Raw genomic sequence first — 18004 nt, 5'->3', positions numbered from 1 at the left:
TCTCACCGACCGCAGTATCGGACCCCCCGGGTATCATGAAGCGCCCCGTTTTCCGGACCATGTGACGATGACCCGGTGCAGGTCCTGTAGGTTCACCGGTTTGGAACAATAATCGCAGAATCCGTTTTCCAGGTATCTCTCCCTGTCTCCCTTCATCGCGTACGCAGTGAGCGCGATTATCGGGACCGTAGGCCCGTACAGGGTCCTGATCCTTCCGGCCGCCGTGATGCCGTCAATCCCCGGCAGTTGGATATCCATGAGAACGACATCGTAATTGACCACCCCGGCCAGGCGTATCGCCTCTTCGCCGCTGGTGGCGCCGTCCATTTCCCATCCAAAGCCCTCAATTGCGCTTTTCATGACCTTCATGCTGGCGGCGTTGTCCTCGACCACGAGGATTCTCAACGGGCCGGCGGGCGCGGGCGATTCCTCCGCGATCTCCCCGGGCTTCTCATCGTCAATTTCGACGGGCGCCAGCCTTCCCGGGAGGCGCACGATGAACGTGCTGCCGGTCCCGATTTCGCTTTTCACCGTAAGGGTTCCGCCGTGCAGCTCGGCCAGCCGCCGCGAGATGGCAAGGCCCAGACCCGTTCCCCCGCCGAAGCGGCGCGCGGCGTCTTTCACCTGTTCGAACGGATTGAAAATCATTTCCAGGCTCCGGGACGGGATGCCGATGCCATCGTCCCATACCCCGATCTCAAGCCAGTCCCCGTCCGCATGCGCATTCACGCCCACGCGCCTGCCATAATCCGTGAACTTGATCGCGTTCGAAAGCAGGTTGTAAATGACCTGTTTGATACGCACCTCGTCCCCGTCCAGGCGGCCCAGGCCGGGCTCCACCTCCACCACCAGGGTGATATTCTTCCGGTCCGCGAGCGCCTTGACCGCGGAAGGCGAGCGGGACAGCATGAGCCCTATGTTGAATGGTTTCTTCAGTATCTCCACCTTGCCGGCCTCGATCTTCGTGAGGTCGAGCACATCGTTCACCATTTCCAGGAGATGGCGCCCGCCGTCCCGGATGAAGCGGATGGATTCCATCTGCTTATCGTTCAACGCACCGGAGCCCTGCATTTCCAGGAGCTGGCTGAAACCGAGTATCGCGTTCAACGGGGTACGGAGCTCGTGGCTCATGTTCGCGAGAAATTCGCTCTTCGCGCGGTTTGCCGCATCGGCGGCCTCTTTCGCCCGGCGCAGTTCGTCCTCAACCCCTTTTCGGGCCGAAATGTCCCGAACCGCGACAGATCGCGCCTCAATATCCCCGAACTTGAACGGCCTTCCAAGTATCTCGGCGTCCATGATCGAACCGTCTTTTCGTCTTATTTTTATTTCAAGCCTGGATATTTCGTTGTTCTTGACGATGCCGAGCAACTCCTCGTGAAATTCGGGAAGTACGAGATCCATCCAGTTCATGTCGATGAGCTCGTCGCGCTCGCGCCCGACGAACCTGCATACCTCTGCATTGACGTCGAGAATCCTTCCCTTTTCGAGAATGATGATGCCCTCAAAGGTCGCGTTCGCGATCTGGTGAAAGCGTTGTTCGCTGTCTACCAGCGCCTTCTCCATGGCACGGCGCGCGGAAATGTCCTCGACGATACTGATGAAATACTCCACCTTTTTGTCTTCATTGCGCGCGCAGGAAACGTTGACGCGCACCCAGGAGCCGGAGCCGTCCTTTTTCCTGGTGCGCTTTTCCATGACGTAGGAATCGCGCATCCCCAGGTGGATTTCCTGGAAAAACTCGTACTCCCGCGGGCAGTCGTCCTCGTGGGTATACTCCTTGAAATGCATGCCCACAAGCTCCCCGCGCCCATAGCCCAGGAGCTTCGAGAAGGCTCCATTGGAGAAGATTATCCGTCCGTCGTTTCCCGTGAGCGCCACTCCCACGGAGGAATTTTCGATGATGATGCTGAGCTTGGCCTCGCTTTCCCTCAGGTTCTGCTCGGCGCGCTTGAGCGCGGTAATGTCCCGAAAGCTTTCAAGAAGCCCGATCGGGTCCCCGTCGAAATCGACGATCGGCTGGGAATGGAAAATGAAATGGGCATTCCCCCCGTCCGGCATCCTGGTCTCCACGAGGCTGTCCGGAATCATGGCTCCCGATAGCGCCTGCTGCCGGGGGCACGACTCCGTATCGCAGAAAGGGGTTTTGAGAAACTCGGAGCATACGCGTCCCTCGATCGCGGAAGGCTCAAGGCCGTTCAACTCGGCGTACCTGCGGTTGACCTTGATAATGATCCCTTTTGGGTCCACGATCCGCATGCCCTCCGAGGAGATATCGAAAATGGAATTGAGGAGACGCTCGTTCCGCCTGAGCGCCTGTTCCATTCGTTTCCGACCCGTAATATCGGTCGCGGAGCCCATGATGTATGACGGCTCGCCGCGGTCGTCGCGCACAAGGCTCGCGGAGAGGTACATGTTGAACCGCGTTCCATCGCGGCGTATCCCTTCCATTTCGCCTTCCCAGCCCTGATCCCCGCGCATCAGGGCCTCGAATATCGGCTCCGCGCTCTCCGGCTTCATAAAAAAAGACGGCCCGTATTCGCGCGCGGCCTCGTCGAGACTCGACAAACCATGCATCGTGAGCCATGAAGGATTCGCATACGTGATCCTCCGGTCCAGGTCCACGAACGCGATCGCGTTCGTAGCCGCGTCGATCGCAGCGCTCGCCTGCCGGTATTTCTCTTCCGCGACCCTGTTCTCGATCATGGCACCGAGCCTCGCCGCAACGTCCGCGACCAGGGCATGCTCCTCGGGCAGGAACTGTTCCGCCCCCGGGTCGCCCCTCTCTTCTAGGTATGCGATCTCCACGAGGCCTTCCCCGGTGCCCGAAACGATGATATTCGATGAAAGCATCCAGGGCGTTTCCCTGAACCCGGCGGTCACGGCGCGCGCGCGCCCATAGCAGATGCGTGCGGCGGCTATTTCAGGGTATTGCATTGCGGGCGGAAGCAGGGCGACGGCCTCCTCCAGTATGTCGGGAATGCGGGCGCTCGTCCTTTCGCCCAGCGCGCTTATACGATGAAGGCAGTTGAGCTCCTTTACGCGTTCGCGCACCTGGCTCTCGATGGCGTACCGGGCAAGCGCCGTATCGATGGATACGAGAAGCTCGTTCCTCCGCACCGGTTTCTCAAGGAAGCCATAGGGAACGGCGTTCCGGACCCGCTCGAGGTCCGAACGCTGGTCGCTCCCCGTCACCAAAATCACCGGGACGACGCCGGATTCGCGGATGAGGCGGGCCGCCTCGATCCCGTCGTATTCTCCCGGCATATCGATATCCAGCAGGACAAGGTTGGGATGCATCTCCCGCGACAGCCGTACCGCGAGCGCGGCCGACGCCGCGCGCGGCATCACGGCGAAACCAGCCTCCTCGAGCAGGCGCTTCGTGGCGGAATACCGGATGATATCATCATCCGCGATAAGGATGGCGGCATTCTTCATAGTGATTCTTATCCGCAATCGCGGCCCGGAGATTCGATCGAACCATGGAACAAATTTAGCAAGTCCGCGTTACGATTCAAATTTTCCCAGGGGACACTATCGACTGCCGTTCCGCGCACGCGCCCGTACGACGCTCATTTCCGGGTGCATACAAGCAGGTGGTCATCGAACACGCATCCCATGATGAAGCGGTTCCCGAACGGGGCGGCCACGCTCGCCGCGGAAATTCCCTTTCCGTCATCCATGTACACCTCCGATACCGCGGCCCCCTTACCCGCCGCGTACTCGATCCGGAGGACCTGGGACGGGGAAAATACCCCGGGATTATTCGCATGCCTCAGGAAGGTGATCAACCTTGGATGGGCCGCGATCCAGAGTGCGCCCGTCTCGTCCAGCTCGATGTTGTCGGGCCCCGTGGTCAGTCCTATCGAATCGACCAGGCTCAGCGCCCCGCTTGCCTCGTCGCGCCGGTATACCTCGATCCGGCGCCCCACGCTGGCTGCCGCATACACGGTCTTCCCGTCCCGGCTCATCGCGATCCCGTTGGCGTGGGCGAGCCCCTGGGCGGCGACGGTCATCCTGGTACCGTCGAAGTACACGATATACGAGGCCGCGCGCTGCAGAAATTCCTCCACAGTCCTGCCGAACGCCGAGCGCGCGCCGTGATCGTTCGAGGCGTAGAATTTGCGCGGTCCCACGGGGAGCACGTCGTTGGGGCTGTGCATGAGCGGGTTGCCCACCGATTCGCGATGAATGAGCGCGCCCGCCCGGTACTCGAAAATCTCGACGAAGGGGCCGTCGGCGCGATGGTTGACGACGAACAGGAGCAGGGCGCCCCCCGGTTCCCGGAAGAGGCCGATCCCGTGCGGATGGAAATCCCCGTCGAACCCGGCGCTGATCTCCCGGGGGCGCAGCGCGCGCGCGTTCAGGTTTGCGGCGTACACCGCGCCGCGCGGGACGGGGCCATTCAGTGCCGCATAACGGTCGTCCGCCGAGATGAATGCCGTGCCCGTCTGCGCGTCAACCGTGACGTCCTCGGCGCCCCGAATACCGGGGATATTCTCGCATTCGCAGTCGCAGTGCGGCTCGATCGCGCGGAATTCGCCCGCGTCGCTGAAAATCTTCGCGGCGAAAATCCCGATTCCCGCGAGTACGAAGAGCGTTCCCCAAAGCCATTTCTTTTTCATAATCCTGCTCCCTTCAATCGCGCTACGCTCGCGCTCCACCTCTGCATTATCCCCGAAAACGCGCGGAGTCAAGATATTATCAGCACGCCCGTAAATATGATTGCACCTGTCACGCGGTTACCGCATATAATAGCATACGCGCCGATCGCCACACCAGGGATCGCGGGGGCCGATACTGCTTCATTCAAGGGAGGGCGTGGATGCTGTTCGAGATACGCGAGGTACGACAAATCCCCGGAGAGGGATTGCGCCGCTGGTTTTCCGACGAGTACTTCGATCTCATCGTGTGGCACGACGACCGCGATGAAATAAGCGGCTTCCAGCTGTGCTATGACAAGCAGGGATACGAACGCGTGATGACGTGGCGCCGCGGGCGCGGATACACCCACGACCGCATCGACGACGGTGAAGTCCCCGGGGAGCCCAAGAAAACGCCCATCCTCGCGCTCGACGGCGCGTTTGAACCTGCCGGAACCGCGCGGACGTTCCTGGACGCGAGCCGTGACATCGATCGCGGCATTGCCGGCTTCGTATACGAAACCATCCGTTCTTACGGGTAAGCCCTGCCTGCCCCCGCTAAAAATTGTTTGACCCGCAGCCGCACCTGGTTTAGTATTACTACAAAATATAATTTCTGTGCTCCCCGCGCCATCGTCCGATCCCCCATGCATCCGGGAGGCTTTCCCATGATGAATTACCCGCTCCTGATCACGACGTTCATGAATCGTGCCGCGCGCTATTTTTCAAAAAAGGAAATCGTGTCCGTGTACGCGAACGAGACCTTCCGCTACGATTACGGCCGGTGGTATAAGCGATGCTGCCAGCTCGCACATGCCCTGGAATCGCTCGGCATAAAGCGCGGCGACCGGGTCGCCTCGTTTTCCCTGAACAACCACCGGCATTTCGAGCTGTACTTCGGGGTCCCCTGCATGGGCGCCGTGCTCCATACCCTGAACGTCCGCCTCTCACCGGAGCACCTCGTCTACATCGTGAACCATGCGGAGGACAAGGTAATCTTCATCGACGAGGACCTCTGGTTCATGCTCGATCCGGTCAAGGACCAGTTGAAAACCGTAAAGCATTTCGTGATCATGTCCCAGAGCGGGACCATGCCGCCCACGACCCTTTCCCCCGTGATGCTCTACGACGAGTGGATCAGGGATTTCCCCGAGGAATACCCCTTCAGCATCGACCGGGATGAAAACGACCCGGCCCTCATCTGCTACACCTCGGCGACCACGGGCGACCCCAAGGGCGTGGTCTACAGCCACCGCGCGCTCGTGCTTCACAGCTACACGGTGGGGCTCACCCTCGGGGCGATCGAGCGCGACTGCCTGCTTCACGTCGTTCCCATGTTCCATGCCAATGCCTGGGGCGCCCCCTTCCTGGGCGCGGCGCTTGGCTGCAAGCAGGTCCTCCCGGGCCGGCAGATACTCGACATGAAGGCCTTGTGTAAAATAATCAGCGATGAGCGCGCGAGCTTCACGTGCGGGGTTCCCACGATCTGGCTCATGCTGCACAAGTACCTGGAGGAGGGCGGTGAGCATGACTTCTCGTCCATCCGCACCGTGGTGTCCGGCGGTTCGGCGATGCCGCGCCACCTCATGGAATCGTTCAGGGACAAGTACGGCTTCAACATCGCCCAATGCTACGGCATGACCGAGACTTCGCCCTTCGTGAGCGCGGCCATACCAAAAAGTTACATGGACGGCCTGTCGGACAAGGAGCTCTTCGATATAAAAACCACCGTGGGGATAATCGCGACCGGGCTCGAGGTACGCCTCGAAAACATCGATACCGGGGAGGAGGCGGCAATGGACGGGAAGGATATGGGCGAGATATGCATCAGGGGTCCCTGGGTTGCCTCCGAGTATTTCAAGGACCCCGAGCGGAGTAAGGCGACCTTCAGGGACGGGTGGCTTCACACCGGCGACATCGCGACCATGAACGAGGAGGGCTACATGAGCCTGGTCGACAGGACCAGGGACCTCATCAAGAGCGGCGGCGAATGGATCTCGTCCGTGGACCTCGAAAACGCGATCATGGCGCATCCCCTGGTCCTCGAGGCCGCGGTGATAGGCATGCCCGACCCGAAATGGCAGGAGCGCCCGCTCGCCTGCGTGGTTCCCCTGCCCGGGAAGGAAACCGAGATCAGCCGGAACTCCGTCATGGAATTCCTCCAGGACAAGATCGCCAAATGGTGGATCCCGGAGGAGGTCGTGTTTCTCAAGGAGATTCCCAAGACCAGTGTGGGAAAGTTCAACAAGAAGGAGCTCCGGAAATCGGTGCTGCCCGCATTGCAGAAATAAAGTCGCCACCAGGCCGGGCACATCCGCTCCGGAATTCTTCTTGAATAAAATGCGTCCCTGCATTCAGGTTAACGCATGCAACGCTTCTTCTCATTTCACGCGACTTCCCGGATAATCCTCGCGTCCGCATTGACGTGCGCGGCCATGACCGCTTCCCCCGACCCCGTGCGCGCCGATGCGCACGACGCGCCCGCGATCGAGGAGCGCGGCGACACGGAGCTTAATGCCGCCGGGTTCGCCGCATTCGAGGAGCGCCGCTTCGCGGAGGCGGCGCGGCTTTTCGGACTGGCTATCGCGAAAAACCCGGGCGCGAAAATTTACCACAACAACGCGGCCGCGGCGCTCATGAACCAGGGAAGATACGAGGAGGCCTACCGCGCACTCGAGCGGGCGCTGGAACTCGATCCCCGGTTCTGCAAGGCGCTTTCAAACATGGCGGTCACGTGCTTCCACCTGGGCAAATACCGGGAGGCGTACGGGTATTACCGCCGTGCCAGGGAGGCCGACAGCGCCTATACCGGCGAGCGCTTCGAACGTGGGAGGGTGACCGAGAAGCTTCGCAGGATGCGCGAGGAGCGGCCAGACAACGGAGACATTGAAAGCATCTACCAGGGGCTAAAAAACGGCGCGGGCATCCCCGATGACACGGGGCGCTGACTAGAAGGCCCGGGAGCTGTCCAGGAGTATGGTGACGGGCCCGTCGTTTACGATCTCCACATGCATGTCGGCGCCGAACCGTCCCGTTTTCACGCCGGGAAACCCGGACGCGCACATTTCCACGAAAGCCGCAAATCTCCCGGCAGCGTCCCCAGGCGGCATCGCCTCGGAGTACGAGGGCCGCCTGCCCTTCCGCGCGTCGCCGTAAAGGGTAAACTGTGAGACGACCATGAGTTCGGCGCCCGCCTCAGCAAGGGAGAGATTCATCACGCCTGCCTCGTCGTCGAACACGCGAAGACCCAGGATCTTGTTCGCAATGTAGGAGAGGTCCTCGTCCGTATCGGCGCGATGCAGCCCGGCGAGCACGAGAAGCCCGCGGCCTATCGACGAGACAACTTTACCATCGACCTGGACCTGGGCGCGTAGAACCCGCTGTACGACCGCTCTCATAGCTGCTCTTTACCCATATCACAAAACTGCTTCAGGAGGCCCCCAAAATCCCCCGGAGGGGGACTTCAGCGATCGGCAGAATATGCATTTTCAACCATTGGTAGATACCGTTGCCCCCCGCCGGGTGGTATGGGGGGGCCGGGGATGCCGCCCCGGTGTGGAGGCGCTATTTCAGCTTGGCGCTGAGCACGCCTTCCGGCTGCACTCCCTGCAGGCGCTCGAGGACCTCGCCGTTCTGGAATATGATCAGCGTGGGGATGGCCTGGATGCCGTATTTCTGCGCGGTCTCGGGATTTTCATCCGTGTTCAGCTTGGTGATCTTGGCGTTCACCGTACCGGAGCTCACGAGCTTCTCGAGAATGGGGGTCTGCATGCGGCAGGGTCCGCACCAGGGGGCCCAGAAATCGACCAGGGTCTTGCCCGGGGCCTCAAGGACCTCCTTGCCGAAGTTCTTATCGTTCACTTCCAGTAATCCAGCCATGATGACGCCTCCTGCTCGATTCTCAGCCTACCGCAGCAATCCCCGATGTCAATACAAATTGGAAACCCGGGTGAATTATTGCCTGCAAAATCCGCGCGCGCGTGCCGATAACAAGGACAGACACGTGTCCGTTTCGGCGCGGACGCGGTATATTAGAACCACGAGGATCGGACCCATGAAAAAGCTGTGTGCGGTGCTTATGACCCTGAGTCTCGCGGGAACCCCCGGCGGGCTCCTTGCGCGGGACGCTTCGGAGGCGGACAAGGATAAAAAGGCGGCGGCGCCCGTTTCCGATAAAAAAGGGATCGAGGGATACAGCAAGGCCAAGTGGGGCAGCCCCATGGCCACCGTGAAGAACGAGGTGATGGGCAAGATCAGCTACACCGACGACAAGCGGGTGATCGAGGCTCGCGACGGCGACCTGAGCTATCACTACGGCTTTTTTTTCAAGGAAAAGGTCGGGAAGGACAACAAGACCGAGCAGGAGACGCGCCTCTTCTTCGTGAACGTGCAGTTTCCCTACCTTAACACCGCGGACGTCGCGAAGAAGCTCGAGGAGCAGTACGGCGCACCCACCGGCGACTCGGTGAAGAACAATTCGGGCGCCCTGACCTGGGAGTTCGAGAAGACCACGATCATCCTCTGGGTGGACCAGTACGAGAGGAAGCCGTTCAGCCGGAAGATCACCTACCTGAGCAAGGATCTCACCCGCGAGCTCGCGGATTACCTGAAGGAGCTTTTCAACGCCCAGGAGATCCAGACCATGGGCAAGATCACTCCCTGAGCGCGCCCGTTTCCCGCGCATTACAACAGTCCGCGATTGGATATTCTAAGGTCATTGGCTGGCGCCGATATTACCCGTCCTGCCGGGACGCGTTTCCCCGGTCCCTGAAACCCGCCTCGCGCATGAGCTGCCGGACTCGCCCTCCCGAACGCTTTATCCGTGTTCATCCGTGCGAATCCGTTGCCCAAGCCCTTTTATCAGCCGCGGATTTTCACGGATTTACACGGATTTCGACTGCAGGTCGGAGACCGCTTCAATTCACGGGAATCGTGCCGAATAACCTTTGACGATCCGCGATCATCCGTCAAACCGTGGCCAATACCATTTTTTCAGCGCGCGGATTAAACCTGCAATATCGGACCCCTTCCGATTCTACCTTGTGATATCTAACGACCGGTCACGAAGATGGGAATCACGCCTATCCCGTCCTCCAGCCCGTCCAGGGCCTTTCCCAGAACCGTCCCGATTTTTTCGAACGAATCCACCGTGCCCGCCATCCCGCAGCCGGGCGTAGCCGAGGTTACGATCAGGTCGCCCGGGCGGACCTGGCGGCCGCGCGCGTCGATCTTGCACATCGCCCTTCCGGCGAGCGCGACCGGGTAGAGCCTTTTGTCGCCGGACGCGTTCAGCACGAGCGCGGGATTGCCCGACACCACGCCTATGACCGCGCGCGAATATTCCGAATCCGACCGCGCGAGCACGCCGCCCCCGCGCTCGCTCGCCACGAGCACGTCGCCGTAGGAAATGTGGTCGGCCCCGTCCACCTCGAACATCTCGGCGATGTTCGGGGGAACCCCCTCCGCCGATACGCGCGCGAGGGTGACGGTCCCCGTGAAGTCGCTCGTCCCGTTCACCTTGAGCGCCTCGCCGTTTCCGACCAGGTTCAGGCTGTCGTCGTACTCCTCGATCTTCCCGAACCCGTCCACCACGAGCGAGTATCCGTGCTCGCTGGCGAACACGCCGCCCGCCCCGAAGCGCGATACGCCCAGGACCCCGCATCCCCTGGGCCCGGGATCGGTGCTCCCCGCCGACTGTCCGCGCACGCCGGTAAACCTGCCGTGCCCCAGCACCCCGCAGGAATGCTCCGCGTGTTCGTAGGTGCCGTCCGCCACCCCCGCGATTCCCACGGCGCCCGCCGCGGGGGACTCGTTTTTCGCGTAGATCACCGCGGCGCCGTCGGGCGGCGGGACCACGCCGGTATAGCGCTCGCTGCGCGCGCCGCTCACCGCGATGGTCCCCGCGTGCGCTGAAAATTCATGCACGCGCGGCGCGTAGTCATGGGTATGGGCGGCGGGCTCCCGCGCGTCCGCTAGGCGCGGATCGTCCGCCTGTACGGCGAAGCCCTTACGGCTCTCGCCCGGCTCGGCGAAGCGGACGATGCCGGGCTGCGATTCGTTCGCGTATCGCAGCCGCCGGTCGCTTCCCTGAACCGCGAGCCCGGGGGCGTCCTCGCCGTCGTCGGCGAGCTCCACGATGCCGCGGGCGCCGGTGCTCGCCGGCTTGAGCCGCCGGTCGCTCCCCTGCACCACGACGTGGGGCGCGTCCTCACCGTCCTCCGCGAGCTCCACGATCCCCTTCGCGACAGTGCTCGCGTCCTTGAGGCGCCGGTCGCTCCCCTGCACCGCGACGTTGGGCGCGTCTTCCCCGTCCTCCGCAAGCTCAACGATTCCCTTCGCGGCGGCGGTCGCGTCCCTGAGCCGCCGGTCGTTCCCCTGGACAACTACGCCCGGGCGGTCTTCCCCGTTATCCGCGAGCTCCACGATGCCCTTCGCGACGGTGGTCGCATCCCTGAGACGCCGGTCGCTCCCCTGCACGACGACACCGGCCGCGTCCTCGCCGTCCTCCGCAAGCTCGACCACGCCCTTTGATACGGTGGTCGCTTCCTTTAGTCTCCGGTCGTTACCCTGTACCGCAACGCCGGGTGCGTCCTGGCCGTCCTCCGCAAGCTCCACGATGCCCTTTGCCGTGGTGCTCGCGTCCCTGAGCCGCCGGTCGTTCCCTTGCACCGCGGCGAGCGAAACGGCCTCACCGTCACGGGCAAACCGCATTATTCCCTTCGCACCCTCGGCCGCGTCCTTGAGCCGCCGGTCGCTGCCCTGAACCACGACGCCCGGGCGGTCCTCGCCGTCCTCCGCGAGCTCCACGATCCCCTTTGTGATCGTGCTCGCGTCCCTGAGCCGCCGGTCGTTCCCCTGCACCGCAACGCCGGGCGCGTCCTCGCCGTCCTCCGCGAGCTCCACAATTCCCTTCGCGATCGTGCTCGCGTCCCTGAGACGCCGGTCGCTCCCCTGCACCGCGATCCCGGGCGCGTCCTCACCGTCCTCCGCGAGCTCCACGATCCCCTTCGCGATCGTGCTCGCGTCCCTGAGACGCCGGTCGCTCCCCTGCACCACGCACTCAGCGGCCGACTCGCCGTCGGAGGCGAGCCGCACTATCCCGAAGTTCTCGGCCGTTGCGCGAAAGAGCCTCTTGTCGCTCCCGCGCACCACGCTCAGGTCGGAGTAGATCCCGTCGGGACAGAGCTTGACGATCCCGAAGCTCGATTCGGTGGCCTCTTGAAGCCGGGTATCGTTCCCCTGGACGACGGCCCCCTGCTTGGATTCCCTGTCGAAGGCGAGCCGCACGATCCCGTACTTAGCCTCGGTGGCCGGCTTGAGCCGCCGGTCGCTCGCCTGCGTCGCGAGCCCCGGGGCGTCCTCGCCGTCCTCGGCGAACTGCATGATCCCCTTGAAGATGGTAGTCGCCTCCTTGAGCCTTCGGTCGCTCGCCTGGACCGCCGCGCCCATGAGGTCTTCGCCGTCTTTCGCCATGCGCACCACGCCGTGCTGGAAGACGGAGGCATGCGGTGTCATCTCGCCCGCGTGATGCGTGTGGTCGAGGCTAATGGGCGCCGAAAATACCTCCAGCCCGGCGAGGCGCACGCCGTGCACCTTTCCCTCCAGGGGAACCGTATTCATCTCCACGCGCACGTATCTGGCCTGCGCCAGCGGCACGTCCCAGCTGTAGCGCGTCGAGGGCTCCGCGAGGAAGCCCTTTTCCTCGAAAAGCGGGCTCCACACGTTTTTATCGGTGCTGTATTCGAAGTAGAAGTGCTCGGGGAAACCGTTCGGGACCATGTCGGTCGACCAGAGCGCGAGACGCGACACGGGAAGCACGCGCCCCAGGTCCAGATAGACGAACTCATTAGCGGGGGCGCTTTTTAGATCTGACTCCCACATGCTGCCCTTCTGCCGGTCGAGGAGCTTCTCGGCGCCGTGCATGTAGGATGACGCCCCGCTCGCCGATATCTCGCGAACCCCCGCAATACCCGCCGCGAATGCCCCCACCTCCGCGAAGAAGCGCGTCTGCACCTTGCGCGTTTTGAGCGCTACGAACTTCATGAACCGCGCGACGGTGAACGGGATGTCGAGCACGCACACACCGGAGTCGCCCATCTCGTATTTTCTCTCGGTATGGACGATCCGCCACTCCGCGCCGTCAAGGCTCGCCTCGACGCGAAAATCCGCGGGAAACGACTCCGGGCCCGAGGGCGCCGCGTGAACCTCCACGGTGTTGAGGGGAAGGGGCGACCCGTAGTCGATGCTGAAATATTCCCGGGTTATCGCGCTGCCCTTCTGGCTGCACCAGTATCCGCCCTCCTTTACCACGAACGCGGCCGCGTGCGGCTCGTCGAGCTGGCTCGAGAACGCGGCGACCTTTCCTCGGTGAATCAACCGGGCGCTGATATTGATGTGGTTCATCGGTATTCTCCAATTGGAAATGTACCAGATGATTGGCTCCGGAAAACCCGGTTGTCAAATATTTTATTCGCGCCTAAAAAGTGATTGAATTGCCGCCGGACAGCGGTATTTTTCATGTGATGGAATATTCGGACTTCATAGAAGAAAAATCACCCAAGGGGATGACCCTCAAGATATTCCCCAAGAAAAGCCAGTTCCTCGTTTTCGACCGCAGGGGGAAGAGCGTCTACTCCGACGATCAGAATACGAAGGTGCTCCACCGCATGCAGGCGGTGTATTTCGTAGGGGTGAGCTTCGCGATCCGGAACACCCACCAGGAATTTTCGCTGCTCAAGGTCATAAAGAACCAGATGGTGCTCCCCTACGTGGACCTGGAAACCAGGTCGCGGAAATACCTCTTCCTTGACACCCTGGGCCCGGTGGACATCATGCCCACCCGTCTCCGGGCCTTCGACAACACGGCCTCGCTCGTCCGCGAGACCGACGCAACGGACAAGCCGGACGCAATCGTGGTGTCGCGCGCCATTTCGGGTAACGACATCATCGTGATAAAGAACCGGTTCCCGGCGGCCGTGATCATCACCGCGGGTGTCGAGCGCTCCCTCGACATGATAGAGGAGTCGCCCGCGAAATCGGGCGCGGACGGCGAGGTCAACCTGAACATGATGTCGACCAATCCCGTGTTCCTCGCGCGGGTGCACCTGCGCGACATGAACGTGATGAAGGTGAACCAGATTATGCTGGACTTCGACCTCACCGCGATCGAGGCCGAGTATATCCTGAGCTTCATCCGCGGCATGCTCAAGGACGCGGACGCCAATCCCGATATCGCGAAAAACCGCCCCAAGCTCGAATCCCTCGCCGAGTCGCTCAGGTTCTACATGGGTCTCCTGAATAAGGACACCCAGGAGGTTCAGCACATGATCGAGGCCCTCTCGGACATGAGCCTGCTCGCGTCGTACTCCACGCTCATCACGAAGGTGAAGCTCATGAACCCGGAGAGGGACAACCAGCTCCTCTACACGGACTACGAGAACCTCGTGTACGAAAAAAAGATTTCGAAATAGCCGCCATGTATCGTATCAGGAAGATGGACGACGCCTCGATCGAGCTTGCGCTTGGGTCCGGCCTCCGTGTCTGGGGGGCGGCCATGGCAGTCCTCGGGATTCCGCTCGCACTCCTGGGGATCGCGGCCTTTGCAGGTACCGGCTCCGCAGCCTCGCTCGGGCTGGGCGGGTTCGGCGCGGTCTTCTCCTGCGCCGGTTTTGTCATGCTGCAGGCGCGCCGCGCCCATCCCCGCCGTCTCGTGTTCGATAACGCCGCACAGCACTTCATAATGCGCGGCCGGGGAAAATCGGAGGCGCGGATCGGGTACGGGGAAATCCTGGGCATCCGCGAGCGCTACGTCCGCGAGAGGGGGCATATCGTTTTCCTTCACACGCGGGGGGGCGCGATCTTCGACCTCTGGAGCACGGGGTGGACGACGTCAAAAAAGGGTGAGGCGCTTGCGCGCCGATTAAACGAGACGGTGAAATTCAAGGGCTCGTCCGAGGTCGACGACCGGAGGGAACTCCCGGGATGGATAACCACCCGAGAATCGGGCGGCACGCGGTACTACGCGTGGAAAGACCGCGGCGCGGTGTCGCGGCTCCTGCTTGGGCTCGGAATTTTTTGCGGCCTGGTCATCACGTCCGCCGGCTTCATGTCGGGCGAGGCCCTTTCGGCGACGGCGGCGTATATGGTGCTGGCCCTCGCGGGGGCCGCGGCCGCGGGAGCGGCCGCCCTCGCGGTCCCCATGCTCACGCGCGTGAACGTGCTCGCCGCGGGGCCCTCCGGCGTGCGCTACGGGAGATCGCGCTCCATCGATACCGCTATCCGCGGATTCAAGGTCAAAAAATCCATGGAGCGCGGCAACCTGGTCGGCGTCCGGTACTCGTTCGATACCGCGCAGGGGCTCGGGGAATTCATCGTGTTCCTGGACCGGGAGGCGTATGACCTCCTGGAGGACCTGCGCGACGGGCGCGTGCAGTTCTCTAAAATCGGGAAGACGCTGGGGGCGTACTTCCGAATATTCCGCGTTCACATACCGGGAAGGGACGCATCGGACCTGCTTAATTTCGCGAGATACCTGGGGAAGCAACTTGACATTACATAAGATTCTGCGCCTCACCGCCGTCGCACTCACGCTCTCCGCGCTCACGCTCTCCGCGCTCGCACTCTCCGCGCAGGAGCGCTGGTGGAACGTCTACTTCACCGCGCCCGAGGGGGCGCCCTTTACCGAAAATCCCGAATCGGCGCTCGTTGCGCGCATCGACGCCGCGCGCCGCTCGTTCCACGGGGCGTTCTACTCGATCACCTCGAACCGCATCATCCAGACGCTCCTTGCGGCGAAGGCGCGCGGCGTGGACGTCCGCATCGTCACCGAAACCGACACCGTCGCATCCGGGGTGCGCACGCTCGTGAACGCGGGGATACCCGTCGCGGTGGACGACCGGCGCGGACTCATGCACGACAAGTTCGCGATCATCGACGGCGAGCAGCTCTGGACGGGCTCCTACAATCTCACCGACAACGGCGCTTTTAAGGACGACAACAACGCGATCGTGATCCGCTCGGCGGAGCTCGCATCGATCTTCCAGGCCGAGTTCGACGAGATGCATGCGGGCGGGGTGTTCGGCAACAGGAAGGAACCGGGCCTGTTTGGTTCCCTGACAAAAAAATATTTCGTGAAAATCGCCGACACGAATATCAACGCCTACTTCTCCCCCGAGGACAACATCGAGCGCATAATCCTTGAACGGCTGAAAAAGGCGAGGCGTTCCGTCCATTTCCTCGCGTTCTCGTTCACGAGCGACCCGCTGGGGGAAGAGCTCATCCGGCTGCATAAAAAGGGGATCGCGGTGAAGGGCGTGATCGAGCGCGAGGGATCCGACACCGAAAACAGCGAGTACAACAAGCTCCGCGTCGAGGGGATCGCGGTTAAGATCGACCGCAATCCCGGCCTCATGCATCACAAGGTGATCATCATCGACGAGGCGCTTCTCATCACCGGCTCATTTAATTTCTCAAAGGGAGCGAACGTCAAAAACGACGAGAACGTCATCATCCTCGACAACGCGGAGATCACCGGGGAATACATGAAAGAATTCGCGCGGGTGTACAATTGAAAGCGCGGGCGAAGACGGTACGAAACACCGCGGACGATCGGCTACTCGTGCATGGCATATTTCTCTCTATCGAGGGCGAGACAACCACCGCGGGCTTTCCCTCGGCGTTCGTGCGGCTTGCGGGATGCAACCTCACCTGCTCGTGGTGCGATACGCCCGAAGCCAGGGAAGGCGGCGCGCGTATGAGTGTGGATGAAGTCGTGAAGAAGGTCGCGCGCCTGGGCGCCGTTCATCATGTCACGCTCACCGGGGGCGAGCCCCTTCTGCAAGGGAACAGCATCCCGCTCATCCGGAAGCTTCTCGCGGCGCGACGAAACGTCCAGGTTGAGACGAACGGAAGCATCCCGTTGGACGCCGTGCCCCCCCACGCGAGGATCATCGCCGACGTCAAGACGCCCTCGAGCGGCTGCGCGGGCTCGTTCGTTCTCCGGAACCTCGAGTTCCTGAAAGCCTCCGACGAGATCAAGTTCGTGATCGCCGGCGGGGGGGATTACCGGTTCGCGAAAAGATTCATTAAAAAATATCTTGCGGAATCGGCCGCAGTTGTCAACCTGTCGCCCGTGAGCGACAGGATGCGCCCCGATGAGCTCGCCCGGCTCATCCTGAACGACAGGCTCCGGTGCAGGCTGAACCTGCAGCTTCATACCATCATCTGGCCCGGCGGCGAGCCGAAGGATTTGTGACATGGATTACGTAGGACACGTTATAAGGCCTCCCAGCGAGGCGTACAGCATGATCATCCAGGTGACCGTGGGGTGCTCGCACAACCAGTGCACCTTCTGCGGAACCTACAAGGAACAGAAATTCTATTTCAAGGATATCGCGACCATCAAGCGCGACATAGACGAGATGTCCTCGCAGTACCGGTTCCAGCGCGCATTTCTCGCGGACGGCGACGTGCTCATCCTCCCGACGGAGACCATACTCGATATCATCGCGCATTTAAAGAAGCGGAGCCCCTGGATCGAGCGCATCGGCGTGTACGGCAACACAAAGGCGATCATCAAGAAAACGCCCGAAGAGCTTCGCGCCCTGCGCGCGGCGGGCCTGGGCATCGTCTACCAGGGGATCGAAAGCGGGAACCGGGAGGTGCTCAGGCGCATCAAGAAGGGTGCGTTCCCCCATCGCCAGCTCGAGGCCGCCGAAAAAATAAAATCCGCCGGGATACTCCTCTCGCAGACGGTGCTCCTGGGCATAGGCGGAACCGAACTCTCCGAGGAGCACGCGATCGACACCGGGAAGCACCTGGGCGCGATGTCGCCCGACTACGCCGGCGCGCTCACGGTGATGCTCCTTCCCAACACCTCGCTCTACGAGGATTACGCGAAGGGCACATTCGCGCTGCCGGACAAGTTCGGCATGCTCAACGAGCTCAGGCTCATAATCATCAACATGAAGGTGAAAAACAGGTGTTTTTTCACCTCGAACCACGCGTCGAACTATCTTCCCATCCGGGCCACTCTGCCGGACGATCGCCACAAGGTGATCGCGCTCCTGGAAGACGTGATCCGGCGCGGCGACGAAAAACTGCTCAAGCCCGAACACATGCGGGCGCTCTGAGCGGGCCACGAAAGGACAGGGGGGCCGATATGGACTCATCGATCGAGGACGCCATGAGATTTATCAGCGCGGAGCTCATGGAAAATCCCAAGGCGGACAGGCTCAAGCTCATCGAGGAGGCGTGCCAGCGCTTCGACCTCAATCCCATGCAGGGGGAATTCCTCACCAGCAAGTTCGTGACGAACACCTGATCCCCGCACGCCGGGGCAATTGAAATTAATTTCGCATAACGTT

At 61.8% G+C, this 18004-nt stretch carries 13 protein-coding genes; 8 read left to right on the top strand and 5 right to left on the bottom strand.

Annotated features, from left to right (window positions below):
* Positions 1 to 33: 33 nt before the first annotated feature.
* Both EPN93_08180 and EPN93_08175 read right to left on the bottom strand, forming a co-directional pair.
* On the bottom strand, positions 34 to 3435 hold the full coding sequence (locus EPN93_08180; GenBank protein TAL36785.1) for a PAS domain S-box protein: 3402 nt from the start codon (positions 3433 to 3435) through the stop codon (positions 34 to 36).
* 134 nt (positions 3436 to 3569) lie between these two features.
* Positions 3570 to 4622 carry a hypothetical protein gene (locus EPN93_08175; GenBank protein TAL36784.1) on the bottom strand — a complete coding sequence of 351 codons (1053 nt, stop codon included), beginning with the start codon at positions 4620 to 4622 and terminating at the stop codon, positions 3570 to 3572.
* A 200-nt stretch (positions 4623 to 4822) separates the two neighbouring features.
* Between EPN93_08175 and EPN93_08170 the strand changes: the two genes are divergently transcribed.
* The 3 genes from EPN93_08170 (at position 4823) to EPN93_08160 (ending at position 7588) form a co-directional block, all read left to right on the top strand.
* The gene (locus tag EPN93_08170) at positions 4823 to 5182 is read left to right on the top strand and encodes a hypothetical protein (protein TAL36783.1); all 360 of its coding nucleotides are present in this window, start codon (positions 4823 to 4825) and stop codon (positions 5180 to 5182) included.
* A 126-nt stretch (positions 5183 to 5308) separates the two neighbouring features.
* Complete coding sequence (locus tag EPN93_08165; protein TAL36782.1) at positions 5309 to 6931, top strand: fatty-acid--CoA ligase; 1623 nt, start codon at positions 5309 to 5311, stop codon at positions 6929 to 6931.
* Between the two features lie 75 nt (positions 6932 to 7006).
* Positions 7007 to 7588 carry a tetratricopeptide repeat protein gene (locus EPN93_08160; protein ID TAL36781.1) on the top strand — a complete coding sequence of 194 codons (582 nt, stop codon included), beginning with the start codon at positions 7007 to 7009 and terminating at the stop codon, positions 7586 to 7588.
* Here EPN93_08160 and EPN93_08155 read toward each other — a convergent pair whose 3' ends face one another.
* Both EPN93_08155 and trxA read right to left on the bottom strand, forming a co-directional pair.
* Positions 7589 to 8038 (bottom strand): D-tyrosyl-tRNA(Tyr) deacylase, encoded by a 450-nt coding sequence (locus EPN93_08155; GenBank protein ID TAL36780.1) that lies wholly within the window; start codon positions 8036 to 8038, stop codon positions 7589 to 7591.
* A 166-nt stretch (positions 8039 to 8204) separates the two neighbouring features.
* Positions 8205 to 8519, bottom strand: coding sequence for a thioredoxin (gene trxA / locus EPN93_08150; protein ID TAL36779.1), 315 nt, complete (start codon positions 8517 to 8519; stop codon positions 8205 to 8207).
* Between the two features lie 175 nt (positions 8520 to 8694).
* Here trxA and EPN93_08145 point away from each other — a divergent pair, with 175 nt between their 5' ends.
* The gene (locus tag EPN93_08145) at positions 8695 to 9303 is read left to right on the top strand and encodes a hypothetical protein (protein ID TAL36778.1); all 609 of its coding nucleotides are present in this window, start codon (positions 8695 to 8697) and stop codon (positions 9301 to 9303) included.
* A gap of 386 nt (positions 9304 to 9689) precedes the next feature.
* On the opposite strand, the gene EPN93_08140 is transcribed toward EPN93_08145, so the two are convergent.
* The gene (locus EPN93_08140; protein ID TAL36777.1) at positions 9690 to 13043 is read right to left on the bottom strand and encodes a hypothetical protein; all 3354 of its coding nucleotides are present in this window, start codon (positions 13041 to 13043) and stop codon (positions 9690 to 9692) included.
* A gap of 119 nt (positions 13044 to 13162) precedes the next feature.
* Here EPN93_08140 and EPN93_08135 point away from each other — a divergent pair, with 119 nt between their 5' ends.
* The 4 genes from EPN93_08135 (at position 13163) to EPN93_08120 (ending at position 17770) form a co-directional block, all read left to right on the top strand.
* Positions 13163 to 14110, top strand: coding sequence for a hypothetical protein (locus EPN93_08135; GenBank protein TAL36776.1), 948 nt, complete (start codon positions 13163 to 13165; stop codon positions 14108 to 14110).
* 924 nt (positions 14111 to 15034) lie between these two features.
* The gene (locus EPN93_08130) at positions 15035 to 16210 is read left to right on the top strand and encodes a hypothetical protein (protein TAL36775.1); all 1176 of its coding nucleotides are present in this window, start codon (positions 15035 to 15037) and stop codon (positions 16208 to 16210) included.
* Entirely contained in the window at positions 16177 to 16893 is a 717-nt protein-coding gene (locus tag EPN93_08125) for a radical SAM protein (GenBank protein ID TAL36774.1), read from the top strand. The genes EPN93_08130 and EPN93_08125 overlap by 34 nt, the downstream gene beginning before the upstream one ends.
* A gap of 1 nt (position 16894) precedes the next feature.
* Positions 16895 to 17770, top strand: a complete 876-nt coding sequence (locus EPN93_08120) for a radical SAM protein (protein ID TAL36773.1) — start codon at positions 16895 to 16897, stop codon at positions 17768 to 17770.
* Positions 17771 to 18004: the final 234 nt, after the last annotated feature.

It is taken from the genome of Spirochaetota bacterium, from assembly GCA_004297825.1.
GTDB lineage: Bacteria > Spirochaetota > UBA4802 > UBA4802 > UBA5368 > FW300-bin19.
The sequence above is the reverse complement of the archived record's forward strand: the minus strand, read 5'-3'. Positions and strand labels throughout refer to the sequence as shown.